At 61.5% G+C, this 24,614-nt stretch carries 14 protein-coding genes; 8 read left to right on the forward strand and 6 right to left on the reverse strand.

Annotated features, from left to right (window positions below):
• Positions 1 to 64: 64 nt before the first annotated feature.
• The gene (locus tag ACZ5J0_RS08795; protein WP_142939388.1) at positions 65 to 760 is read left to right on the forward strand and encodes a response regulator; all 696 of its coding nucleotides are present in this window, start codon (positions 65 to 67) and stop codon (positions 758 to 760) included.
• A gap of 3 nt (positions 761 to 763) precedes the next feature.
• Here the strand turns inward: ACZ5J0_RS08795 and ACZ5J0_RS08800 are convergent, their stop codons facing one another.
• Positions 764 to 2,479, reverse strand: a complete 1,716-nt coding sequence (locus ACZ5J0_RS08800) for a sensor histidine kinase (protein WP_464094606.1) — start codon at positions 2,477 to 2,479, stop codon at positions 764 to 766.
• A gap of 148 nt (positions 2,480 to 2,627) precedes the next feature.
• Here ACZ5J0_RS08800 and ACZ5J0_RS08805 point away from each other — a divergent pair, with 148 nt between their 5' ends.
• The 3 genes from ACZ5J0_RS08805 to ACZ5J0_RS08815 all read left to right on the forward strand — a co-directional run bounded on the left by ACZ5J0_RS08805 (position 2,628) and on the right by ACZ5J0_RS08815 (position 6,252).
• Entirely contained in the window at positions 2,628 to 3,098 is a 471-nt protein-coding gene (locus ACZ5J0_RS08805) for a pyridoxamine 5'-phosphate oxidase family protein (protein WP_223942491.1), read from the forward strand.
• A gap of 142 nt (positions 3,099 to 3,240) precedes the next feature.
• Positions 3,241 to 4,308, forward strand: a complete 1,068-nt coding sequence (locus ACZ5J0_RS08810) for a zinc-dependent alcohol dehydrogenase family protein (RefSeq protein WP_464094607.1) — start codon at positions 3,241 to 3,243, stop codon at positions 4,306 to 4,308.
• Positions 4,309 to 4,317: 9 nt separating this feature from the next.
• Positions 4,318 to 6,252, forward strand: coding sequence for a heavy metal translocating P-type ATPase (locus ACZ5J0_RS08815; protein ID WP_464094608.1), 1,935 nt, complete (start codon positions 4,318 to 4,320; stop codon positions 6,250 to 6,252).
• Here ACZ5J0_RS08815 and ACZ5J0_RS08820 read toward each other — a convergent pair.
• Positions 6,191 to 6,613: a pyridoxamine 5'-phosphate oxidase family protein gene (locus tag ACZ5J0_RS08820; RefSeq protein WP_464094707.1), complete on the reverse strand. Its 423-nt coding sequence runs from the start codon at positions 6,611 to 6,613 to the stop codon at positions 6,191 to 6,193. The two genes, ACZ5J0_RS08815 and ACZ5J0_RS08820, sit on opposite strands and share 62 nt — an antisense overlap.
• Positions 6,614 to 6,822: 209 nt before the next feature.
• On the opposite strand from ACZ5J0_RS08820, the gene pta reads away from it, so the two are divergent.
• Positions 6,823 to 8,898 (forward strand): phosphate acetyltransferase, encoded by a 2,076-nt coding sequence (pta, locus tag ACZ5J0_RS08825; RefSeq protein ID WP_464094708.1) that lies wholly within the window; start codon positions 6,823 to 6,825, stop codon positions 8,896 to 8,898.
• Here pta and ACZ5J0_RS08830 read toward each other — a convergent pair.
• The 3 genes from ACZ5J0_RS08830 to ACZ5J0_RS08840 all read right to left on the reverse strand — a co-directional run bounded on the left by ACZ5J0_RS08830 (position 8,895) and on the right by ACZ5J0_RS08840 (position 13,032).
• Complete coding sequence (locus ACZ5J0_RS08830) at positions 8,895 to 9,353, reverse strand: universal stress protein (RefSeq protein ID WP_464094609.1); 459 nt, start codon at positions 9,351 to 9,353, stop codon at positions 8,895 to 8,897. The genes pta and ACZ5J0_RS08830 overlap by 4 nt on opposite strands.
• 67 nt (positions 9,354 to 9,420) lie before the next feature.
• Entirely contained in the window at positions 9,421 to 12,021 is a 2,601-nt protein-coding gene (locus ACZ5J0_RS08835; RefSeq protein ID WP_464094610.1) for a cation-translocating P-type ATPase, read from the reverse strand.
• Positions 12,022 to 12,237: 216 nt separating this feature from the next.
• Positions 12,238 to 13,032 (reverse strand): universal stress protein, encoded by a 795-nt coding sequence (locus ACZ5J0_RS08840; protein WP_464094709.1) that lies wholly within the window; start codon positions 13,030 to 13,032, stop codon positions 12,238 to 12,240.
• 170 nt (positions 13,033 to 13,202) lie between these two features.
• On the opposite strand from ACZ5J0_RS08840, the gene ACZ5J0_RS08845 reads away from it, so the two are divergent.
• The 3 genes from ACZ5J0_RS08845 to ACZ5J0_RS08855 all read left to right on the forward strand — a co-directional run bounded on the left by ACZ5J0_RS08845 (position 13,203) and on the right by ACZ5J0_RS08855 (position 19,546).
• Positions 13,203 to 14,357: an acetate/propionate family kinase gene (locus ACZ5J0_RS08845; protein ID WP_166842073.1), complete on the forward strand. Its 1,155-nt coding sequence runs from the start codon at positions 13,203 to 13,205 to the stop codon at positions 14,355 to 14,357.
• A gap of 7 nt (positions 14,358 to 14,364) precedes the next feature.
• Positions 14,365 to 16,821 carry a phosphoketolase family protein gene (locus tag ACZ5J0_RS08850; RefSeq protein ID WP_464094611.1) on the forward strand — a complete coding sequence of 819 codons (2,457 nt, stop codon included), beginning with the start codon at positions 14,365 to 14,367 and terminating at the stop codon, positions 16,819 to 16,821.
• A 124-nt stretch (positions 16,822 to 16,945) separates the two neighbouring features.
• The gene (locus ACZ5J0_RS08855; protein ID WP_464094612.1) at positions 16,946 to 19,546 is read left to right on the forward strand and encodes an AMP-binding protein; all 2,601 of its coding nucleotides are present in this window, start codon (positions 16,946 to 16,948) and stop codon (positions 19,544 to 19,546) included.
• Here ACZ5J0_RS08855 and ACZ5J0_RS08860 read toward each other — a convergent pair.
• A complete protein-coding gene (locus ACZ5J0_RS08860) occupies positions 19,543 to 24,543 on the reverse strand; it encodes a peroxidase family protein (protein ID WP_464094613.1) in 5,001 nt (1,666 codons plus the stop codon). The genes ACZ5J0_RS08855 and ACZ5J0_RS08860 overlap by 4 nt on opposite strands.
• Positions 24,544 to 24,614: the final 71 nt, after the last annotated feature.

A 24,614-nucleotide genomic window follows, 5' to 3' on the forward strand; every position in this document is an offset into this window, starting at 1 on the left:
ATTTGGCAGAGCCGCCCGCACAGGCCCCGGAGTATGCGGTCACCGACCGTCGGACAGGAGAGTCATGGATCGCCGAGAAACATCCGGCCACAGGACCGATTCCCCAGGAGAACCAATCCGCGTGTTCATACTCGACGACCACGAATTGGTTCGTCGGGGGCTCCAAGAACTCTTGGAAGGTGAAGGCTTCGTGGTGGTCGGCATGTCCGGGTCCGCCGAGGAAGCGACGCGCCGGATTCCTGCGTTGCACCCGGACGTCGCTGTGCTGGACGCACGGTTGCCCGACGGGACGGGAATTGAGGTATGCCGTGACGTGCGTTCAGTTGACCCTTCGCTGAACTGTCTCATACTCACCAGCTACGACGACGAACAAGCCCTCCGCGGCGCCGTCCTTGCCGGTGCCGCCGGGTACGTCCTGAAAGAAATCGGCGGAATGGATTTGCTTGGCGCCCTGCGCAAGGCTGCCAGGGGCGAGTCGCTGTTCGATGAGGCCGTCAAGACGAGGATCATTCAGGGCCTCACGGAGCCGAAGAAACAGGATCCCCGAGTCTCGTCCCTCACACCACAGGAGCGCCGGGTCCTCGAGTTCGTTGGGCAAGGTATGACCAACCGCCAGATCGGAGAGGAAATGCTCCTGGCAGAGAAGACGGTCAAGAACTACGTCTCATCCCTCTTGGCCAAACTCGGGTTCGAACGCCGAACCCAGGCGGCGGTTTTCATGGCTCATTCTTCCGAAGAGGATGCCGGGAACCGGCACTGAGGATCAGGACAGCGGGACCGACCATGTTAGCGACGTCCCCTTGCCTGGTGCGCTGGTGACGCTATAAGTGCCATTCATTTCCGCTGCCCTGCGCGCCTGGTTCGTTAGGCCGTTCCCCGGCGCCGGATCCTTAAAACCGCATCCATCGTCCGCCACTTCAAGTGTCAGCCGGCCTTCATGGACCGCCACGGAAATATTGACGGACGTGGCTCCTGAATGACGCGCCGCATTGCTGAGGCTCTCTGTGAGAACGGCCAGCAGGTGTTTTATGGTGGTTTCGTCGGTGAGGGAGTCAACGGGGCCGGCCAAGGTCAGATGCGGCGCGTAGGGCAAGGATTTGGCACCGGCTTGAATCGACTGAAGGATGCGGCCGCTCAACGGCTCGCGCTCGTGGGTACTGGCCTGAAGCGAATAAATGGTGTTGCGGAGATCGCGGATGCTGGTGTCCAGCTCTTCGGTGACGGAGTCGATCCTGTTCAGAGCAGACTCGCCAGTGGTAAAACGCCGAAGGCTCTGAATACTCAACCCCGCGGCGAAAAGCCTTTGGATCACCAGGTCATGGAGGTCCCGGGCGATCCTGTCGCGGTCCGAGAACACCACTACTTGTTCCCGGAGCCTGTGAATCCGTTCGAGTGCCAGCGCGAGTGCCACATGCGAACCGAAGACCGCACCCATCTCCACATCCGTCTTGGAAAAATTTCCTGTACCAGGATCACGTGCCAGGATCAAAAGCCCATGATGGGCTCCTTGGGCGGTGAGGTCGATGATGAGGAGTTTGGCTGGCCCTGCATGCCCGGCAATACCAAGGAGTTCCGTGGAGTCATCGAGGCAGAGCGGCTTCCCTTCTCGCCCAACTTCATGGACTCCGGCGGCATCCATTGGCAGTGATTTGCCAGCGAAATCATCTCCGCGTTCCCCTGCCGTGCCCGCGACTTCATACGGGCCTCCCGGAGAGGACGGGACCAGTATCAAGGCCAGCTGGGATGCCGATTCCCGCAAAGCCCTGGCAGCGATCAAGTTCAGCGCTGAATTTTCGGCCCGGTCCACCTGGTCACCACCGAGCATTCTCCCTGTGACGTCCATGCATGCTTCGAGCCAGGACGTCCGCCGTCGGGCGTCTTCATACAGCCGGGCGTTCTCGATTGCCACACCGGCCGCCGCTGCCAACGCCACGGCAAGGTCCTCGTCCTCCGGCGTGAAGTCCCCGCCACCGTCCTTCTCCGTCAGATAGAGGTTGCCGAACACCACGTCTCTCACCCGTACAGGAACTCCGAGGAATGACTTCATGGGCGGGTGGTGTTGGGGAAATCCGTAGGCCTTCGGGTGTTGGCGCAGATCGTGGAGGCGAAGCGGCACAGGCTCGGTGATGAGTAGGCCGAGCACACCGTGTCCGGTGGGGAGGGGGCCGATCCGGGTGGCCTGCTCGCTGTCTATCCCGACGGTGATGAAATGGCTGAGCGCGTTGTCCTCACCAATGACGCCCAAGGCCCCATAGCGGGCGTGAAGCAAGTGGCAGGCGGAGGTCACCACACGGTCGAGCACGGCCTCGAGGCTTAAGTCCTCCGCGACGGCCACAACTGCTTCGAGCAGACCCCGCGTTCTTTCCTGTGCCTGTAGAAGCTCCCCGGCGCGCCCAACGAAGTCCTTCAAAAGGTCTTCAATCGGAATCCGCGATTCAAGCTTCGGCTTGCGGGGCTCAGGAGTTTCGGATGGGTTCACCAGTACCTTTCGACGAACGTACGAGATCCTGCCTCGGGGCCGCAGGGCTCCTTTGATGCCAGACTACTCTGGCGCCTCTGAAGCGGCTACGGCGCATGTAGGCCTTTGTGCCCTGTTGTCCCGGCACCACCAGACCTACGGTCTAACCATGACGAACAAACCCACGGTTCCGGAAGCTGAGATCCTGGACAACAAGCAGTGTTGGGAGCTGCTGCGCAGCGTCTCAGTGGGCCGCCTCGCAGTTTGGGCGCACGACCACCCCGACATCTTTCCCATCAACTACAAAGCAGACCACGGCACGCTGGTCTTCCGCACTGGCGAGGGGAGTAAGCTCCACGCCGCCCTCAGCGCCACGCCTGTAGCACTGGAAGCGGACGGAGTCGACCCGAACACGGGCGTCGCCTGGAGCGTCGTGGTCAAGGGAAAAGCAGAGAGCATCAAGCTGACCCAGGAAGTGCTGGACACTGTCGGTCTGTTGCTTTTCCCATGGCAGGCCGGGCGAAAAGACCATTTTGTCCGAATCGTTCCCACCTCGTTGACCGGACGCCGCTTCAAGGTGACCCCGCCGCTGACGTGGTGGAGTCCGCTCGACGACGCCACCAGGGCGGGTTTGGAATGAAAACCGGGTTTGGACTGAAAACACAGCCAAGCGCCGCCGCCGCACGTCACGCCCCGGACGAATGCCGGAACGTGCTGGAGCAGAGCAACTGTGCCTGTCCGGCCATCCTGGTGGACGGACATCACAAGGACGGAACAACACCATGAAGGCACTCGTTTACGGTGGCCCCGGAGAAAAGTCCTGGGCGGACGTGCCGGATCCTGTCATCCTGCATCCCACAGACGCAATCGTGCGTATAGACACCACTACCATTTGCGGTACCGATCTGCACATCCTCAAAGGGGACGTCCCTGCGGTCCAGCCGGGACGCATCCTGGGGCACGAAGGGGTGGGGACTGTCACCGATGTGGGGAGTTCAATCAGTGCGCTCCGCCCAGGAGACAGGGTGATCATCTCCTGCATCAAGTCCTGCGGACACTGCGGAAATTGCAGGAAGGGCCTGTTCTCCCACTGCCTCGGGGACGAAGGACAAGCCGGAACCGGCTGGATCTTCGGCCACCTCATCGACGGGACGCAGGCCGAGTTCGTCCGTGTTCCCTATGCAGAAAATTCCCTGCACAAACTGCCCCACGGCGTCACCGACGACGAAGCCGTGATGCTTTCCGACATACTGCCCACGGCCTTCGAAATCGGAGTCCAAGCCGGACACGTGGCCCCGGGAGACGTCGTGGCCATTGTAGGGGCTGGACCCATCGGCCTTGCGGCCATGGCCACGGCCGGGCTCCACGGTGCAGCCACGGTAGTGGCCATAGATCCCGACGAGAGCCGGCTGGCCAAGTCCCGTGACTTCGGAGCCACGCACACGGTCAACCCCACCAAGCCCGAGTGGATTGCGGACGTTCTCGCCCTCACCGACGGGGCTGGTGTGGACGTGTCCATGGAAGCCGTGGGAATACCGGAGACCTTTGACATGGCCTTGCGCCTGGTCCGCCCCGGCGGGCACGTGGCCAACATTGGGGTCCACGGAAAACCCGTCCAACTTCCGCTCCAGGACCTGTGGATCCAAAACATCAACATCAGCATGGGATTGGTCAACACCAACACCACCCCGATGCTGCTTCGCCTGGTGGCCCAGCATAAGCTCCTTGCTGATAGGTTTGCCACCCACCACTTCGGCCTGGAACAGATCATGGATGCCTATGACACGTTCTCGCGTGCCGCGGAAACAGGGGCCCTGAAAGTGGTTCTGAGCCGAAAACCTCATGACTGATCCGCGAACATGAGACAACGGCTGCTGAACTCGGCCCTGCGCTTTCCGTTAGTGACTGGAACCCTGGTGGTGCTCGTCGCCGTCCTGATCCTCGCCGTCAGCGGACAAATACCTGCGGCCCAGGGGCTCGCAAGCATCTTCGCCCTCAGCGTTGCACTCCACAGGGCCGGCACCATGATCAAAGGGCTCCTGCGCGGACGCTGGGGCATAGACCTCCTGGCCGTGATGGCCATTTGCTCAACAGTTGCGGTGGGGGAATATTTGGCATCCCTGATCGTGGTTCTGATGCTGACAGGCGGCGAAGCGCTGGAACAATTTGCCCAAGGCCGCGCCACCAGAGAGCTCCGTGCGCTTCTGGACCGGTCCCCGCGGAACGCGCACCGCGAACGGCCCGGAATGCCAGTGGAGGAAATCCTGGTGGATGCCGTGGTCCCCGGAGACGTACTGCTGGTCAGGCCCGCAGAGTTGGTTCCGGTGGACGGTACCTTGCTCTCCGACGTCGGAATCTTTGATGAGTCAGCGCTGACAGGCGAAAGCCTGCCTGCTGAGCGAACCCAGGGCGACCTGCTGCTCAGCGGCACTGTCAACGGGGCCGATGCCGTGCGTATGGAGGCCACAGCCACCGCAGCGGATTCGCAGTACAGCCAAATAGTTGCCTTGGTTCAGGAAGCCGCGGCAAGCCGCGCTCCGACGGTACGGCTTGCCGACAAATATGCGGTGCCGTTCACACTGGTCGCCTTGGTGCTGGCCGGCGCTGCGTGGTTCTTCAGCCAGGACCCGGGTCGGTTCGCTGAGGTGCTGGTGGTAGCCACCCCGTGCCCTTTGCTGATAGCTGCACCTGTCGCGTTCCTCGCGGGGACCAGCAGGGCCGCACATGCCGGCATCATCATCAAAAACGCCGGCACGCTCGAGCAACTCAGTAGAGTCAAGACCGCCGTCTTCGACAAGACGGGGACCCTCACTCAAGGCAACCCTTCTTTGGCTGAAATCCGGGTGGCCCCCGCCTCAGATCTGTCCGAAGACGCCCTCCTGCAATTGGCCGCCTCCGCCGAGCAGTATTCCACCCACGTCCTGGCGGCGTCAGTCATGGCAGAAGCCCGAGCGCGCGGCTTGGCGCTGGTACCGGCAACGGGCGCGAGCGAACAGGCAACCAACGGTGTCACGGCCGACTGCGGAAGCCACCACGTCGTGGTAGGTAAACCCGCTTACGTCGGTTCCTTGGTGAGCGGCTTCGATATGACCACCCTGCCCGCAGGCCATCTGGGGATTTACGTCGGCGTGGATGGTCGGTTTGCCGGCACTCTGATCATGAGCGATCCATTGCGCCCAAACGCAAAGGACACCCTGACGGAACTTCGGAGTCTCGGGGTCGGGGAAACGATGCTCCTCACCGGAGACGCTGCAACCACAGCCGAACACATCGCCAGGGATGCGGGCATCAGCAACGTCCTGGCCGAATGCCTGCCTGCTGACAAAGTTGCCGCCGTAGCCGCGCTTCCGCACAGGCCCGTGATGATGGTGGGCGACGGCGTCAACGACGCTCCGGTACTGGCAGCGGCCGACGTCGGCATCGCCATGGGTGCCAAAGGCGCCACTGCGGCCAGCGAGTCGGCGGACGTGGTGATTATGGTCGATGACCTGTCCAAGGCCGCGCTGGCGGTTGGCATCGGGCAGCGTACCCTTCGAATCGCCCGGACCAGCATTTGGACCGGGATACTGCTGAGCCTCGGCCTGATGGTGATGGCCTCGCTGGGCATGATTCCAGCCGTCGCCGGGGCGCTGCTGCAGGAGCTGGTGGATCTTGCCACCATTCTCAATGCCCTCAGGGCCCTCGGCCCTGGACGGTCTGTTGCGTCGGTTCCGTCAGCGGATGCCCGTGGGGTCAATACCGCTCCGGCTCATCACCGAGTTCAAAGTGGCGGCCATGGACCCGGGTGGGAGTGATCTCCACGTAGGTGTATTTACGCGTCGGAATCCACGGCTTCAGGGGCAGCTTGTCCGCTTCGTCGATCTCCGACTGCGACTCGATCACCCTGGCAGTGCCCTTAAGGACAACACTCCATGCTTCGGCGTTGACGATCTCCTCCACTTCGAAGGCGACCTTCTCATTCACTGTCAGCTCGGCGAGCTTAGTTCCGGGGTTTGTCCGCAGCAGCAGCCGCTGGTTGTTGGCGATGAAGTTCAGTGGGTAGATGTCCGGTTCGCCCAGGACGCTGACAGCCAAGCGACCATGCTGGTTACGTTCCAGGACCTTCCATGAGTCGGCTTCGGATAGGACCGTTCCGGGGCGTTCATCGGTTTCCATGATCTCGGTCTCCTGGGTGGGTGATGGCTGCTGGCGGATCGCCACGTCGCCGGTGATTCGATGCTCCCGAGCCTATGGCTGGCTTCCCGTCCCCAGTAGAGTCCAAGGTCCCGGGGGCGGGAGCAGCCATCATGACCTTCGACTCTGGCGGTGAGGCCCTGCGGGGTGCAACTGTGAAGCATCGGATGATCGGCCCGGAGGGAAACACCATGGTCCACGGCGTATATGTTGTGTCCGGCGCACCCGAAGCCGGGAAGTCACTGGTGGTCTTGGGGCTGGCTGACGCGCTGCACCGCAGAACGGGCCGAATGGGAATCTACCGGCCAATTGTGAACGGAACAGATCCGGCCGACGACCCACTGCTTCGGATGCTTCGCAGGCGATACAAGGTGGAGTCAGTCCGCTGCAGGGCAGGAATGACGTTGGCTGATGCCCGGGCAGCGCTGGCGGCAGGCCGCGAGGACGAGGTTTCTTCCCAGGCACTGGAGGAGTACGGACGCATCGCCGAAGAATGTGACGTTGTTGTTGTGGACGGTTCGGACCTCTCAGGCCCGGACGCCGGGAGGGAGTTCGACCTGAACGCCCAACTGGCCAACAATCTGGGGCTGCCGGTCCTTGCGGTCATCGGGGCCCAGGGATTGGGCCCGGAGGAGACCACCCAGGCGGTGGCCGACGCGTCACGGCAGCTGAAGGCAGCCAGGTGCCCGGTGTTATCCGTTGTGGTCAACCGCGTCCGGCCAGCAGACATCGACACAGTTCGGGGAGCTGTTAGGACGGCCACGGGAGGCCTTCCAAGCTACGTGATTCCCGAAATTCCTGAGATATCGGCGCCCACCGTGGCCGATGTGGCGATGACATTGTCTCTTGAATGGTTCTCGGGCAGATCAGAGCTGGACCGGGACGTGGGCGGCGTGCAAGTGGCCGCTATGAACGCGGAGAACTTCCTGCGGATACTTGAGCCCGGGAACCTGGTGATTGTTCCCGGGGATCGCACTGACATCGTCATGGCTTGCATGGCCTCGGCGTTGTCACCGGAGCTGCCCACGCCGTCCGGAGTCATCCTGACTGATGGCCTGGTCCCTGCCAGCTACGTGCTGCCATTGATGGCACATGCGCCATTTCCTGTATTCGCAGAATCCGCGGATGCCTCCACTACGGCTCAACGTGTTTCGCACGTCCGCAGCGAGATCCACACCGGAGAAAGCCGCAGGGTGGCAGCAGCATTGGGCATCTGGGCTCGCTCCATCGACGAAAAGGAGTTGCTGGAACGTCTGGCGCTGCCGCGTCCGGCGACCATGACGCCGTTGCGATTCCTCAATGACCTCGTAGAACGCGCCCGCCAGCAGAAGAAACGCATCGTTCTGGCTGAGGGCAAAGATAGCCGGGTCTTGCGTGCGGCGGAGATTCTGCGTCGCCGGGATGTGTGCCACGTGACGCTTCTAGGGAATCCGTCTGCGGTCCGCGAGCTTGCCGAAGCCGAGGGCATCGAGTTGGGTGGCATCACCATCGTGGACCCCGCCCATTCGCCATTACGAGAGCGATTCGCCCTGGAATATCAGCGCTTGCGCGCCCACAAAGGCGTGATCCTGGAACGTGCCAGGGAAGTCATGCTCGATGGCGCCTACTTTGGCACCATGATGGTCCACCTGGGGGAGGCCGACGGGATGGTCTCCGGAGCGGCGCACACCACGGCCAACACGATTCGCCCGGCGCTGGAGTTCATGAAAAGCCAGCATGGCAACGGACTGGTGTCCTCGGTGTTCTTCATGCTGTTTCCGGACCGCGTACTCGTGTACGGAGATTGCGCCGTAGTGCCGGATCCAACGGACCGGCAACTGGCGGACATCGCGCTCGCATCGGCTACGACGGCGGCGCAGTTCGGCGTTGAACCGAGGGTTGCAATGTTGTCATACTCCACAGGCGTATCCGGCGGCGGAACGGCCGTGGACAAGGTCAAGCGAGCTACGGATATGGTCGCCGCTGCCCGGCCGGACCTCGCGGTGGACGGCCCCATACAGTACGACGCCGCGGTGGATGCAGCTATCGCGAGTTCAAAGTTGCCGTCATCTGCTGTGGCGGGCAGGGCCACAGTCTTCGTCTTCCCTGACCTGAACACAGGCAACAACACCTATAAGGCCGTGGAGCAGTCTTCCGGTGCTGTCGCCGTCGGGCCCATCCTTCAGGGGCTCCGCAAACCCATCAATGACCTGTCCAGGGGATCGACGATCGAAGACATCATCAACACTGTCGCCATTACCGCTGTCCAGGCGCAGTCGCCCAGCTAGCCCTTTTTATCCTGAGTGACCACCAGGACGGGGCACTGCGCGTGGGCCGAGCAAGCCCTGCTGACGGATCCCATTGGCTGATTGAAGAAGCCACCGGAGCCCCGCCTCCCCACCACGAGCAGTTGCGCCCCGTGGCTTTCTTCGACGAGGACTTTGGCTGGTTCACCGAATTTGACCGTCACCGTTAGATCCTTGGGGCGGTCTGCGCCGAAGGCTCGCTCCAAGGCCTCCTCGACCAGCCGCTTGGCGGTGTCTTCCAATTCCGTGGTGAAGCGTGTCAACTCGGGCTCGAAACGCGAGGCCAAGTAGTAGTCGGACATACCAATACAGGTGATTACCTCCAGGGGGCCTCCCAACGCAGCTGCCATGCGGCCGGCCATCTGCAGGGTATTGGAGGAATATTCGGATCCGTCGACGCCGACAACGATCCGATCTGAGCGCGAGTGTGTATTCATGGGACCAGCCTGCTCTTCCACCGGTCCGCGCCACTAGGGTCGAAGGGCACGGATCCGGCAGACTGCCCTAATGGGTGTGGGTCCCTCCGTGACGCAGCCGTTTGTAGAGCCAATCCGCCCCCAGAACGCCGGGAATCGCGAGGAGGGCAACGGCGAAGCCAGGGAGGGGAGGAGGAGCCTGGCCCAGGATGCCGGCTACGGGTGGTACATAGAGGAACAGTGCTAACGCCGCCAGTTCCACCCCTACAGCCCACAGCAGCAACGTATTGGTAAACCATCCCTGCTTCCACGCGGGAACGGTAGCACTGCGGCAAGCGAAGGCAGTTGCCAACTGGCCAAGGACCACCGCTGTGAACGCGGCCCCTGATGCGCCCATCAGCACAACGGGGTCCAGCGGGTCCCCACGGCCCCAACCGCTGCCAAAGAGAACCACGGAGAAAGCCCCCATGGCGAACAACGCCTCCGTGGGACCCATGACAGCAAACACCCTGAGCATGAGTTGCCGATCCAGGAGATGCCGTTTTTCGGGAGGCCTGCTCAACACCCGCTTGCCTGGTGGTTCCGCCCCGAGGGCCAATGCGGGAAGCAGATCGGTTCCGATGTCCAAGGCCAGGATCTGGAGAACGCCGAGGGCCAAGGGGAATTGACCACCGGAAAGTGCCCAGATCACGAAGGGCGTGAGTTCAGCGACGTTGTCAGTCAAGTGGTAAGTGAGGAACCGATGAATATTTGAGTAGGTGGCCCGGCCCTGTTCTATGGCGGCAACGATGGTGGCGAAGTGGTCATCCAGGAGCACTAGGTCTGCTGCCTCGCGGGCCACATCGGTGCCACTGAGTCCCATGGCCACGCCGATATCGGCTTGACGTAAAGCGGGACCGTCGTTGACGCCGTCGCCGGTCATGGCAACAACGTGCCCGCGGCTCTGCAGGGCTTTGGCCACCCTCAGTTTCTGTTCGGGAGAAACCCGGCTCACCACCACTCCATCACGGTCCAGCAGTGCCCCGAGGACTTGTTCGTCATGGGGGAGTTCAGCGCCTTGAAAGACCATGTCCGGTTGCCCCAGGAGGCCGATTTCCCGTGCAATTGCCGCTGCGGTGGAGGGGTGGTCGCCGGTGATCATCGCAATACGGATTCCTGCACCCCGGGCGGTTTTGATGACATCTGCCACGTCCGGACGGGGTGGGTCATGGAGGCCAATGAGGCCTATTCCTTCGAGGTTCAGCTCAGCCTCTTCTGCGGCCCGCTCACGCCAACTGCCGGCTGCTCCAGGCAGTTCCCTCGTGGCGACAGCAATGACGCGGAGGCCTTTGGCAGCCATGGTTTCTACTTCCCAGGACAGTTGAGTGGCTTCGACTCCGCAGAGGGGAAGGACGGATTCCGGAGCTCCTTTCACATATAGTGTGTTGCCCACAATGACCGATTCCCTCCGACGATCGGCGTCGAAGGCGAACCGTACCTCTGGCTGAAGTTCCTCAGGTGCATTCCCCACAAGGCGTCGGGCCAAAACATCGATCGCCGCTTCCATTGGATCTCCGCTGGCCACCCATTCCTCGCCGTGGAGCACGGCGCGGCCCTGCGACGCGGCGCGGGCCGCACTGGCCACTCGGAGGGCAGAGGGACGGCCTGGCCCATCAACCCGGGCCTCAGGCGTATAGCCGTCACCGCTGATATGTAGCGGCCCTTCCAGCGTGAAGACCTCGACGGCGTTCATCCGGTTTTGCGTCAGCGTTCCGGTTTTGTCGGTGCAAATGAAGGTGGTGGAGCCAAGGGTCTCCACGGCTTCAAGATTGCGGACGAGTGCGTTTCTCGACGCCATACGCTGTGCGCCCATGGCCAAGGACAGGGTAACCGTTGGCAGCAAGCCCTCGGGGATCAGCGCAACCGCAACTCCAATGGCAAACAGGAAGGAATCACGCCACACAATTCCGACCAGAAGTGAGACCACGAAGAACAGCCCGGCGACGGTGAGGGCCACCATGGCAACCAAGCGGACTATTCTGCGCAGCTCCATGGTCAGCGGAGTGGGCGGAGACTTGGTGCCGCTGGTCAGCGCTGCGATGGCGGCTAGCTTGGTGTTGGCTCCGGTGGCCGTGACCAACCCTTCCGCTTCGCCGTTGACCAGGAACGTGCCGCCCCATGCAGTGTCCGTCGCGGATTTGGGTACGGACTCGCTCTCACCGGTGAGCATCGATTCATCGACGCTGCATGCTGACGCCGAAATGAACTGCACGTCTGCCGGCAACCTGTCGCCTGCGGCCAGAACCACCACATCTCCCGGTACCAAGGCATTCGCATGCACCCTCTGAAGCCGCCCATCCCGCCGGACAGTGACGTCGGCCGGGAGCAGTCCTTGCAATCGTTCGGCTGCGTGTTGGGCCCGTTCCTGCTGGATGTGGGCGAAAACGCCGTTGACGATCACCACGATGATGATTGCGATGCCCAGTTGTGGCATGCCTGCCACGTAAGCGAGCCCAGCTGCAACCCATAGCATCAGGGCGAAGAAGTGGGTCAGTTCCCCGAGCAGCTTCCGCCATGGGGGGACCTTTTCGGCGGTGGGTAGAACGTTTGGTCCGGTTCGTCGCAACAGATCGCCGGCCGCCTGCGAGCTCAGGCCCTCGGCGCCCGGGGTCTCGGACAGTGAGGCCGAAGGTGTGTTCCCAAGGGACATCTTCTCTCCAATGCAGGAATGCCTGTTCGATGAAAGACTCCATCGGGGAACTGCCCGCGTCTAGGGTCGAAAGGCATGGTCGGGAGGGGCCGGACCATGAATCAAGCTCGACGTTCTTCGGGTGAGGGGGTGATTGCCGTGGAAGCCGATGGGTTCAACCGTTACGGGAGAGCCGCCTGGAGTTGTCCCTCAGAGGTAGCCCACCGGCATCTCAGGCTAGCTTCGGGTCAGGATAGTGGGACACTGCACCTGCAGGAGCACATGCTGGGCAACGGAGCCCACCAGTACGCTCAAACCGCCTCGCCCTTTGCAACCCATGACCAGCAGCTGTGCTTCTGCTGCAGCAGTTATCAACGCTTCTCCGGGGCCACGGCTGGTATCCAGGACTTCCTTCACCACGACGGACGGGAACTCGTTCTTGACCCGCCGGACAGCCGCGTCAAGGACGTTCCTGCCCTCGGCAGGGTCAACCCCGGGACCCGTTACGTGGACAATGGTCAATTCATCATCCAAACGTTGGGCCTCCCTGGCCCCTTGATCCAGGGCATCCACTGACTCAGGGGAGCCGTCGACGCCAACCACTACGCCGGAACGCTCTTGGCGGGCAAGGTCGGGAACAACGGCGACGTCGCACTTGCTGGTAACAGCAACTTGGAAACTGACCGAACCGTATCCCTGCCCCTCCGTACCGGGTCCGCGGTCTGTGCCCACCGCCACCATCGAGTAGGCCGATGACATGGAAGCGATCGTTGTGGCAGGTTCGCCTGACAACCGGTGAGTCGTGATGGCCAGAAGGGGAAAGGCTGCCGCCAGCCGTTCCGCTTCCTCGGTGAGCAGATCCTCAGCGCGGCGTAGCGCCAGTTGACGGTCGCTCTCCCGGGGGTAAGCCCACCGATTGGGGATTACATGGACCAAGGCCAGGCCAAGGTCAAGGGACTCCGCGCGGGCCGCAGCCCAGTCGGCCACAGGAGACCTCGCCCGTGAGCCGTCGAGGGCAACCAGAATCTGCATCTTCACGAACCGATGTTCCCTTCGGATGGCCAACGGTGGTGCTCTCCACTATCTGCCGGCCGGTCCGTCGTCGCAAGGGCCGGAAGGCCCTCCCGCTTAATAGCTCAGTGCACTAGGGTCCAGAGGAGAGGCATCCACCTTCCCCTTCCCGGCGGACGTGAAAGGAGAATATGCGCGTCCTTGTGCTGAACCCCGGCTCCTCATCGCTGAAATACCATGTGCGGGATACCTCAGCTTCCCACCCTGGAACGCGCATCCTGGCGTCCGGACAGGTGGACTGGCCACCTGATGAGCGTTCCACCCAGGACGGTCTGAGCACGGCCTTTGAAGAACTCGATGCCACCGTAAAGAGCCTCGGATCCGCGAGCCCGGAGGCGATTGGTCACCGCGTAGTCCACGGCGGCCTACGGTTCAGCAGCCCGGTACGTGTCACAGCGGACGTAATAACCGCCATTGAAGACCTCAGTCCCTTGGCGCCACTGCACAACCCGGCCAGTATTGCCTGCATGGACGCCGCCGGTAAACGTTGGCCCGACCTCCCACAGGTGGCCGTCTTCGACACGGCTTTCCATCGCTCCATTCCGGACTTCGCTGCGCGCTACGCCATACCGGAGGACGCCTACTTGGCGCATCCTGTGAGGCGCTACGGGTTCCACGGGATCTCGGTGGAGATGGCCTGCCGCGACACTGCAGAGTTTCTCGGGATTCCGATTGCGTCTTTGAATGGGATCGTGGCGCATGTTGGCAATGGCGCGTCCGTCACCGCCCTAAGACAGGGGCTCAGCGTGGACACCTCCATGGGAATGACCCCGCTGGAGGGCCTGGTCATGGGTACGCGCTCGGGAGACCTGGATCCCTCAATTGTCTTGTTGATCCAGCGCGGCGGTGCAACTGCCGAAGAGGTTGACCATATTCTGAACCACCGATCAGGCTTATTTGCGGTGGCGGGAACCGCTGACATGCGTGAAATTGGCGTCGCTGCCCTTCACGGAGTACCTGATGCGATTCTCGCCTTGGATATGGCTGCCTACCGTCTGGCCAAATACATTGCCTCCTATTCCATGGTGGTTGGCCGGCCCAACGCTCTGGTGTTCACCGGAGGCGTGGGTGAGAACTCTGCACTCTTCAGGGACAAGGTGGTGGCATGGTTGGGACCACTGGGGCTTTGGCTTGATGAGGAAACGAATTCGGCCAGTAAGGACGGCATCCGCAAAATCAGCGCCACGGACTCCGCATTTCCTGTGCTGGTAGTGCCCAGCGATGAAGAACGCGCCATAGCAGAATCGACGGCGGCTTTGCTCGCCATGCCCCCGAAGGAAAGTTGATTGCACCATGAGCCTGGAAGAGAACGCCACCGCTACCCATGCTGAGTCGAAGGAAGAGAACTTTGACCTCCTGCACCGGTATTGGTCTGCGGCCAACTATCTGACCGTTGCCCAGATCTACCTGCAGGAAAACCCCCTGCTCCGGGAACCGCTGCAAGTGAAGCACATCAAACCCAGACTTCTGGGTCACTGGGGAACAAGTCCCGGATTGTCTCTGATCTACGCGCACCTCAACCGCCTTATCCGTCGCACAAATGCGGAAGTTCTGTTCGTGGCCGGTCCCGGCCACGGGGGACCCGCCGTCGTCGCCAATACCTATCTGGAGGGCAGCTACTCGGAGGTTTATCCCGCCGTTGGCAAAGACGTCGAAGGGTTGCGGAGGCTGGTCCGGCAGTTCTCGACCCCGGGAGGCATCGCCAGCCACGTCGGACCCGCCACCCCCGGTTCCATTCATGAAGGCGGCGAGTTGGGCTACTCCCTGATGCATGCCACCGGAGCGGCCATGGACAATCCGGACCTGATCATTGCCTGCGTAGTGGGTGACGGGGAGGCCGAAACCGGTCCTCTGGAGGGCTCGTGGAAGGCGCCCTCGTTCATCAACCCATGCAGGGATGGTGCTGTGCTTCCAATACTCCACCTCAACGGGTACAAGATCTCCGGCCCCACCGTGCTGGGCCTTCATACGAACCTGGAGGTAGCATCACTGCTGGAGGCCCACGGCTGGGATCCCGTCATCGTCTCCGGCGACGACCCAGACCGCGTCCACCCCGCCCTCGCCTCAGCGTTGGACGCAGCCTACGCATCGATCCGGACAATCCAGTCCCGCGCCCGCACAGAAGGAGTCGTCGGTCCCGCACGATGGCCGGCCATCATCCTACGTACCCCCAAAGGGTGGACAGGGCCGGTGACAGTGGACGGAAAGCCCGTAGAAGGAACACACCGCTCCCACCAAGTCCCCCTGGCGGGCGTCAGCAAAAACCCCGATCACCTCAAGCAACTTGAGGCGTGGATGCGTTCGTACCGGCCGGAAGAACTGTTCGACGCCGACGGCCGGCTGATTCCCGAACTCGCGCAACTCGCCCCTGAAGGCGATTTGCGCATGGGTGCGTTGCCGGCCAGCCGTGGCGATGGAGGCCATGATCTGGTGATTCCAGGGCTCGATCAGTACGCCATAGAGGCCGTTCCCCGCGGTGCCGTGATGCGTGAGAGCACCAGACCGTTGGGGGAAATGCTCCGGGATATCTACACCGGTACGGCCGAGGACCCAAGGTTCCGCCTCTTCTGCCCCGACGAAACCAACAGCAACAGGCTCGGCGCAGTATTCGAAGCCACCGACAGGTGCCTCCTGGAACCGGCTGCGGCGCTCGCAAACGATCATGTATCCGCCAGCGGACGCGTGATGGAAGTCCTCTCCGAACACCTTTGCCAAGGGTGGCTGGAAGGATATGTGCTGACCGGACGCCACGGACTGTTTGCCAGCTACGAGGCGTTTGCGATGGTAAGTGCTTCCATGACCATCCAGCACGCCAAGTGGCTCCAACATGCACGGGAACTGGAGTGGCGGAAGCCCGTTCCGAGTCTGAACATCCTGCTGACCTCCACCTGCTGGCGGAACGATCACAACGGCTTCAGTCATCAAGGCCCAGGCCTCATCGACACCGTCCTGTCCCTGTCCAGTACAGTCATCCGTGTCTATTTCCCTCCCGATGCGAACACACTGCTGGTCACCGCGGAACACATGCTGAAGAGCAAGGACTACGTGAATCTGGTGGTCATCGATAAACAGCAACATCTTCAGTACCTGACCCTCGAGGAGGCACGGAAGCACGCAGCTGTGGGTGCATCCACCTGGGATTGGGCTGGAAATGAAGCTTCTGGAACTCCGGCCGCCCAGAGACCGGACATTGTCCTCGCATGTGCCGGTGATGTTCCCACACAGGAAACATTGGCGGCGTCATGGTTGCTGAGGAAGTATGTCCCTGACATGTCCGTCCGGGTAGTCAACGTCATGGATGCCATGGTCCTGCCACCTCCGGACACGCATCCGCATGGGCTGGTAGGGGAAAAGTTCGAGGAACTCTTCACCGCAGACGTGGACGTTGTGATGGCGTGGCATGGTTACGCGAGGGCCCTGCATCAACTCCTGCACGGCCGCCCGCACCCCGAGCGGTTCCATGTCCGCGGTTACAACGAGCAAGGCACCACCACCACTCCGTTCGACATGGTGGTCCTTAACAAGGTCAGCCGGTACCACTTGGTGATGGAAGCACTACGCCGGGCACATGGGCAGTTTGCAGGGGCAGACCAACTGCTGCAGCATTGCCGGACGCAGTTGGAGGACCACGCCAGGTATATCCGCGAGCACTTTGAGGACCTCCCTGAAATCAGGGACTGGGTGTGGACGCAGCAGCGGAGTCATCACCACCAGGCATTGGGAATGCATCCATCACAAACCCTGGAATAGCGCTCAGCATCCGGCTGGATGGTGAAGGTCTTGCGTTCCTTATGAGCGGCTAACGGATGTCATGATTGAGCTCAGGGCATTATCAAGTTGAGTTAGGTTAGCTTTACCTTGTTGAATCCCTGGTGTGACTATTCAGCCGGATTTGGCCGGAACCTCGTTCGCCGCCAAGCTTGCCACGTTCGGAGACCGTACCGCCGTATGCGTTGGGGACCGCTCCGTTAGCTATGGAGAGCTGGCCGAACTCGTAGGGGCGATGGCGCGGTCGTTTGGTCCCGCCCGGCGCCTGATTGCGCTCGAGGTCGAGAACACCTTGCCGTCGTTAACGGTATATCTCGCCGCATTGGCGTCAGGACATCCTTTACTTATAGTTCCACCGGGTGGCGGCCAAGCTTCCGAGGCCCTCATTGCCTCCTACGATCCCGACATCGTTGCCCGGTCAGGCTCGGGCGATTGTGTCGTGGAAGTGCTGAGGGACGAGACCAAGCACGATTTACACCCGGATTTAGCCCTCCTGGTCAGCACCTCCGGGTCCACCGGATCGCCGAAACTTGTTCGCCTCTCCGGCGCCGCCGTTCAGGCGAACGCGGCCGCTATCGCCGAGTACCTGCACCTGCGTCCAAGCGATACCGCAGCCACTACGCTTCCCCTCTCTTACTGCTACGGGATGAGCGTGGTCAACAGTCATTTGCTGGTAGGCGCGTCTTTGGTACTGACGGACCTTTCGGTGGTGGACCCCTGTTTTTGGGACCTGGTCCGATCACGGCAGGTGACGTCATTTGCCGCTGTGCCGTACACCTTCGATCTCCTGGACCGGGTGGGCTTCGAGCACATGGACCTTCCAAGCCTGCGCTATATCACCCAGGCTGGAGGGCGTCTGGCGCCGGAGTGCGTCCGTCGCTATGCAGAGTTGGGCCAAAAACGTGGATGGGACCTTTTTGTCATGTACGGGCAGACGGAGGCGACGGCCCGGATGGCCTACCTGCCACCCGACCAGGCGGTAGTCCACCCGTACGCTATTGGAGTGCCAGTGCCAGGCGGAGCGTTCCGGCTTGAACCAGTTCCGGGGTTGGACGCCAGCGAACTTGTCTTCAGCGGCCCGAATGTCATGCTGGGCTATGCGGAGCGACCCGAAGACCTGGCTCTCGGCCGCGAGACAACCGAGCTCCGTACCGGTGACCTTGCGCGTCAAGGCCCGGGCGGCCTCTATGAAATCGTTGGCCGGCGCAGCAGGTTCGTCAAAATCGCTGGGCTCCGGATTGATTTAGGACAAGTTGAGCGGATCCTTTCAGACTTCGGCCTTAGTGCCGCTGCTGCCGGCTCGGACGAGATGGTAGTGGCGGCAGTCGAGGGGAACCGCGATCACCTCGCCTTGGTCGCCAAAACACTGGCGCATGACCTGGGCGTGCCGCGTGCCGCCGTCGAACTTCATTCTGTACCGTCCATTCCGCGGCTGGTTAACGGGAAACCCGACTACCCTGCCATCCTTGCATTGTCCCTCCGGCCCGATTCGGATCGTCAACCAGAGGCGGCCATCATGGGTTCAATGTCATCGACGAGCACAGTGCGGGAGATTTTCGAGGACGTCCTCGAACGCCGGAACGTCAAAGACTCCGACACGTTTGTTTCCTTGGGCGGTGACTCCCTTTCTTATGTGGCGGCTTCGGTTCGTCTGGAGCGCGCTCTCGGTGATGTTCCACCAGGATGGCACCTCATGCCTGTGCGCGAGTTCATGCGCGCCTCTCCATCAGCTGATCGCCCTTCGGGCGCGGTGACCAGCAGATCGGACAGGGTCAGGACGTGGCGGGGACGGCTGTTCGCACGTATGGAGTCAGGTATTGTCTTGCGCGCTGTGGCAATCCTTTTCATTGTGTCCACACACTTCAGGCTTCTCGACTGGGAGGGAACAGCGCACGTCTTGATGGCGCTGGCCGGCTATAACTTTGCCCGCTTCCAGTTGTCCGGCTCCCGCATGGAGCGGCTGCTGAGACAGCTGCGAGCCGCTGCACGGATCGTGCTTCCAAGTGTCGTGGTGATTGCCGTCGCGTTTGTGCTTACGGACGCCTATGGCTGGCAGAACGTGTTCCTTCTGAACTCTCTCTTGGGTCCCCAAGGGTGGACGGATATGTCCCGCTTCTGGTTCGTTGAAATATTGGTCCACATCTTGCTCGGTTTGGCTGTGCTGCTCGCGATACCGGCGGTTGATCGTGCCCTGCGCAGATGGCCGTTTGGCTTCCCTTTGGCCTTGGCAAGTGTCGACTTAGTCCAGCGCTTCGACATCATTGACCTGTCCTATCCCGGGCAGGGGCCCGTTCTTTGGCTTTTCGCTCTTGGATGGGCGGCAGCAGCGTCCCAAAACGTGCGGCAGCGGATAGTCGTTACAGCTGTTTCTTTGGCGACGATCCCCGGTTCATTTACGGATGAACAACGTAGTGCAACCATTCTTGTCGGATTCCTCATCCTGCTGTGGATCCCGACCCTGCCCATACCGCGCGGACTGCATCGGATGACAGCCCTGTTGGCCACGGCTTCCCTGTACATCTACGTCACACACTGGCTGGTGTACCCGTTGCTGGCCGAGGGGAACAAAACCATTGCCGTGCTGACATCGTTGGCGGTGGGCGTGGGCTATTGGGCTGCAGCGACCCGTGCCATGACCGGCATCGAGCGGTGGCTTCGATCCGGCCGCGCCACAGCCCCGTCCGCCGGCCGCTGCGCCGGACCTTAGGTGCTGCCCGACTTTCTGGCGTTTACCTGCGAGCGAAATCGCCGGTGCCACAAGAACCAGGAAACCACCACCAGCGCTCCAACAGCGGCAGCAAACACTGCAGGGCCAGGACCGGTCGAAAGATACTGGGCTAGAGCCGCCAATGATGTGGGCGGCATTATGCCGAACGCTGACGGACCGGATTCGGGTTCCTGCTGTTGATCGGTTTGGGGGAGAGGCATCAGCGGGAGCATGTCATCCTGGTCCGAAGCACTTTGGTCCCCTTGGACGAGCGGGGTCACGGGTTCGCTAAAAGTGGAAAACGCCGGCTCGCTGCCGTCGACGGTGGGGGCAACTTGGACGCGGTAAGCCGTTCCGTTGTCCAACCCGCGAACCACGGTCCTGGTAGCCCCGGGTTCAGTGGTGAGAATGTCTCCCACTTGGGCACCTGCGGGATCCACAATCCGGATGGTGAAGCCACTGGGGGCCGGGTTCGGAGGCTCCACTGGTGCGGGCTGGGCCGGTGCCGGGTCTACCGCGGGCCCTGGACCCGGCGTGGGCGGAGTAACCACTGTGACCTCCCCATCGCCGGGGATGACCTCGACGCCGTCCGTAATTCCGTCTTCGTTACCTTCGTTTTCCCCGTCTGCTGGACCGTCGTCTCCGTCCTCACCGCCCCCTTGGCCGTCGTCGTCACCACCGCCGGTACCGCTGCCAAAAACGAGATGTTCAATGTTGTGGAGGGTGTCCGTGCCGTCTTCTCCGTTGTTGTGCTGGACGGTGGTGACTGATCCGGGAGAGCCTACGGTGCCATCACCGCCGGTGGTGGTGATGGTGTAATTGGATTCGAAGTCGGAGAAGACCGCCGTATCGGTTCCCTCTGCAGATGTCAGGATTTCCCGCACGATGATGATGTTGCCGGGGTCCACTGCCCCTGTGAAGACGGCTTGCTGCAGGGTGAGGCCCACAAGCTCGCCGGCGATGTTGCGCTGGTACGGTGCATTCATGGAGGTGGCACTGCCGATTTCAGTGGCAGGGTTGTTGGGGTCCGTACGCACACTGAGCCGAACATTGAGGTAGCGATCACCGTCGAGGACGTCGTTTCCACCGCGGCCTTCGAGAACGTCGTTCCCGCCGCCGCCCAGAAGGATGTTGCCTTCGCCCCACACCATTGGACCGTTTAGTGCCGGGCATTCCTTCGATGCAGAACTGTTGATGACCTCCTCAATAGGGGTAGGCAAGGACGGTACGAGCTGGTTTAGTCCGGAGATACGGTCAACGCCCGATTGGTCGAGGACATCACAACCAATGAAGCCGCCGCCACCTACGGTCTTGGGGATGCGGTGGTCGCCGCGGAGTACGTCGTTGAGGGCGCCGCCGGAGAGTGCTTCAACTTCGTTGTATCGGTCCCGGACTCCAACCTGAAGGATGTCCAACGGTGCGATCGGAAGGTCCAGGTCCGCGTCTTGTGGCTGGGGGTCGTACACGCCGATTTCCCAGTCGTAGCCCGAAGCTCCGGCCACTTTCTCGACGCCGGGACCCGCAATACCCACGTCGTCCCCACCCTCCATGTCGTAGTCGTCGTCGCCTCCTTGGCCAATCAGGATGTCGTTTCCAGGCCGTTGTGAGTCGTCCAGAAAGAACAGGTTGCTGGAGTCGCCAATCAGTAGGTCCGGACCGTCGCCACCTTCTGCCCAATCGTTCCCCCCACCGCCAAACACTGAGTCCAGTCCCTCGCCGGCAATCACAAAGTCGTCGTCTTCGCCGGCAAAAGTCTCATTGGAGTTTGCTCCGCCGTTGATAAAGTCCTTGCCGTCACCGCCGATGAGAAGATCCAGGCCGGGACCGCCGTCGATCGCGTCATCTCCCGGTCCGCCCTTCATGATGTCTTCTCCCGCCGAGTCTGTGATGGTGTCATCGCCCAGGCCGCCTAAGACATTGTCGGCGCCATCGCTTCCTTCGATGATGTCGTCCCCAAGGCCGCCCCACATGGTGTCGTTATCAAAGCCGCCATGAATACGGTCACCGAGCACGGATCCGTTGTAGACAGCCTGGCCGTTGATTCCGGCCGGGTCCACAGAGTTGGAAGCACGGTATTTGATGGTGCCGTCGGGCATGCGGATGAGCAGTGCAGTCTCATTGCATTGGGACTCGGGGTCATCGGCAACAGTGTTGCCGCTGGCAGCAAAGCCTTGGGGGGTTCCGGCAAGGTTCTTCAGTTCAAACTTGCAATCAGCAGTGGCGAAAGCGTCAGCCTTCAGCGCCTGTGCGTTGGTGTTGCGCATCATCATCTCTGCAAAAGAATTTCCTTCCAGTTGCGACATGAGATTCATTCCAGGGGTGCGGGCCAGGTAGTACAGACGGTCGCCATTCTGAAGATCCGTCATCTGGCTCTCAAAGACATAGTTGAAGGTGCTGCCGAGCAGTCCCCCGAAGAGATTGGTCCGTTCAGCCAAACCACCAATCCATAGATCCACGTCATCAAGGCCGGTGGTGGAAGAACCGTCATTGCTGGCCCATGCATCAATGCTGTTCATGAAGGCCACAGCGTCCACCGGAGGGACTTCACCGGCCAGCGCGTCGGGGCTGACAATCAGCCTGGCGGCTTTTCGCTTATCCGCAACCGTGCTTGCGCCCACGATAGAGGGGTGTTTTCCGTAGGCCGCTACGAAATTGATCAAGGATTGCGGGTGCTTGATGTTCTCGCCGAAGTCGATCCAGTTCGTGTATGGCTTGAGCTGGCCGTCGTTTGTAGTGGCGTGTATTTCCCGGCGCAGGGCATTAAGGCTGGGCAGTCCCTCTGAGCGGGCGCGGGTCAGATTGATCGCAGCCAGATCCATGGGAAGCCCCAGCAGCTTGTTCCGAAGCGTGTCGGTGACGAACTCATCCAATTCACTTCCGACTTGGTCGGACATTCCCATAATGATGCTTCCTGCCGCCTCCTCTGACGTCATGAGCCCGGCAGGGCCTCCATCTGTGTAGGCAGGAGGATTCAGAAACCCTTCCAGTAGGGATAGATCATTCCGGGTCCCCAGTACATCGTCTGAGGTCCCCCACACGCCATCGGCCCCGGGACTATCCTGGTTTCGACGGGAAATGGTTTCCGTAAGCATCGAATGCCCGAATCGATAGACAGCATGCGCGAATTCTGCACTGACTGCCGGATTGATGTCCGTCTGGGCGAATGCAAAAGGTTCGAAGAGGTTAATGGCAGGCTGGATCTTCCGGGCGAACTCCTCAAAAACCAGATGCTGATACTCCATTTCAGCAATGAACCGCGCAGCTTGGAACAGCCGTTCGCCGTTCCAGCCTTCTGCGCCGCCGGGTAGCTTCCACTCGGCAAGTGCGGAGATACCTGCTGACGATGTGTCTTTGCTGAGGACAGTCTTTACGTCCGCCACCAGCCGGTTGTGCTCAGAGTGGAAGATCTGGTGGATGGCTGTCAGGCCGATGTTCTCGTTGACCCGGCCGTCGCCGGCGATGAAGTGAGCGTTCAGCATCTCATCGTCATACGTGCCGGGCGCTTGGTTCGCGAAGTCCGCTGAAGCTGTTGTGTCGGGGTCCGGATCCGGGGCCACAGGTGGGGTTGAAGGATTGTGGTCAGAGTCCCGAGGTGAGGGATCCGCGTTGTGTGCAATGTCCGTGAGGAAGGGAGTGTTGAAATACGCCACGTCTTGGGGAACCAGCGTTCCGCGCCCTTGGTTTTGGGTTTTGTCTGCTTCCACCAGCCCGGACTCTGTCACAAATTGGGGAAGTCCGTGCTTTGGTCCGGGGACAAACTTTCCGTAGGGATCCGTGAGAAGCATGGGGACGTTGACCACGTCCTTGTCCAGGAGTTGAATACCCAGCAGCTCCCGTGCTTGTATTTTGGCCACAGCCCACGTTGCCATGCCGCCGGCAGAGGGCGTACCGGCCGGCCCGCCCAATATTTTTCCTGTTGAAACGGGCCGCCCCGCGGGACTGTTGGTGTACTCCCGCAGGAACACTTGGTGCGAGGCGTGGGACGAGTAGGTCTGGCTCTGATCCACCCAGGGCGAGTTGGTATTGAGGGCATCCTGGATATCGTCCGGTGTTCCCATAACACCATCGGCGCCAGGCTGGTTTTGACCGCGTGTCAGCGCCATGAAGCGCCTCTGCGGATGGAGGTCATCGGAGGTGCCGAACTCACGGTCCGGTCCTGCTACCAGCGGGTCATCGTTCTTCAGCGGAACATAAACTGTCCCGCCGCCCTTGACGGTCTGGTCAATACCGTGGTCGAAGAACTGCCCGAAGAGGGTGAAGAGGGAATTGTACGGCGGGGAGAGCCCAACATCGGTTGTCACGTTGGGGATGGAAAGAGTGTTTCGGGAGGGAACGCAGCCTTCGGGGGCCGCCGCAACGGGGGGAACTGCGTCTGGCTCGGGGTCGGTGGTGCAGGGCACCACGCCGGCGTTTCCTTGGGTCCTGGCCGGGAACCCTGCCGCGGCCACCGCCGCAGGGTTGGTGGATGTTTGATCCGCAATCAGGTTGCTGATGACCCGTGGCCGCGAATCAAAGACGGCTCCGGATTTTTGGGTGTAGCTTGTGGGCGAAGGAGGTCCGCCAAAGGAGCCGCTCTCAGCAGCGGTAAAGGCCTTCGTACCGAGCCTCGGAAATATCTGGTCGGAGGCCCCGAACCTCTCCTGGCCTTGTTGGAGATTGTTGCAGCTCCCGTCGACTGTGCGTAACCCTTGCGACAATAGGGGACTGGCGAGTTGGTTAGGACCGTTCCCCAGCAGCGCCCCGCATGGCCCGGTTTCGGACGTAGTGTTGGCTACGTGGGCCTCGGCAATCTTGATTTGTTTAAGGATGTAGGACAAGTCAGCGGTCGTGACTGTGAAACCGGCGCCAATGGGAAGTTGTGCAGCAGCAGCTGCTACCGGTGGCAGCCCTAACGAGGCCGTCACAGCTAGTACTGCTGAAGCGGCCAGGGTGCGACGGATTGCATCCGCGCTGCCTCGTCGCGGCGTACGTGCGGGTTTTCCTGTAGTGATTTTCATAGCGTCGGCTCCCCAATGCGGTCGTTCCCGTTTCAGTCCACGAGTGAGGGCCATGCTCCAAGGGCTTCCTA

Source organism: Arthrobacter sp. DualSoilB13 (assembly GCF_055389195.1).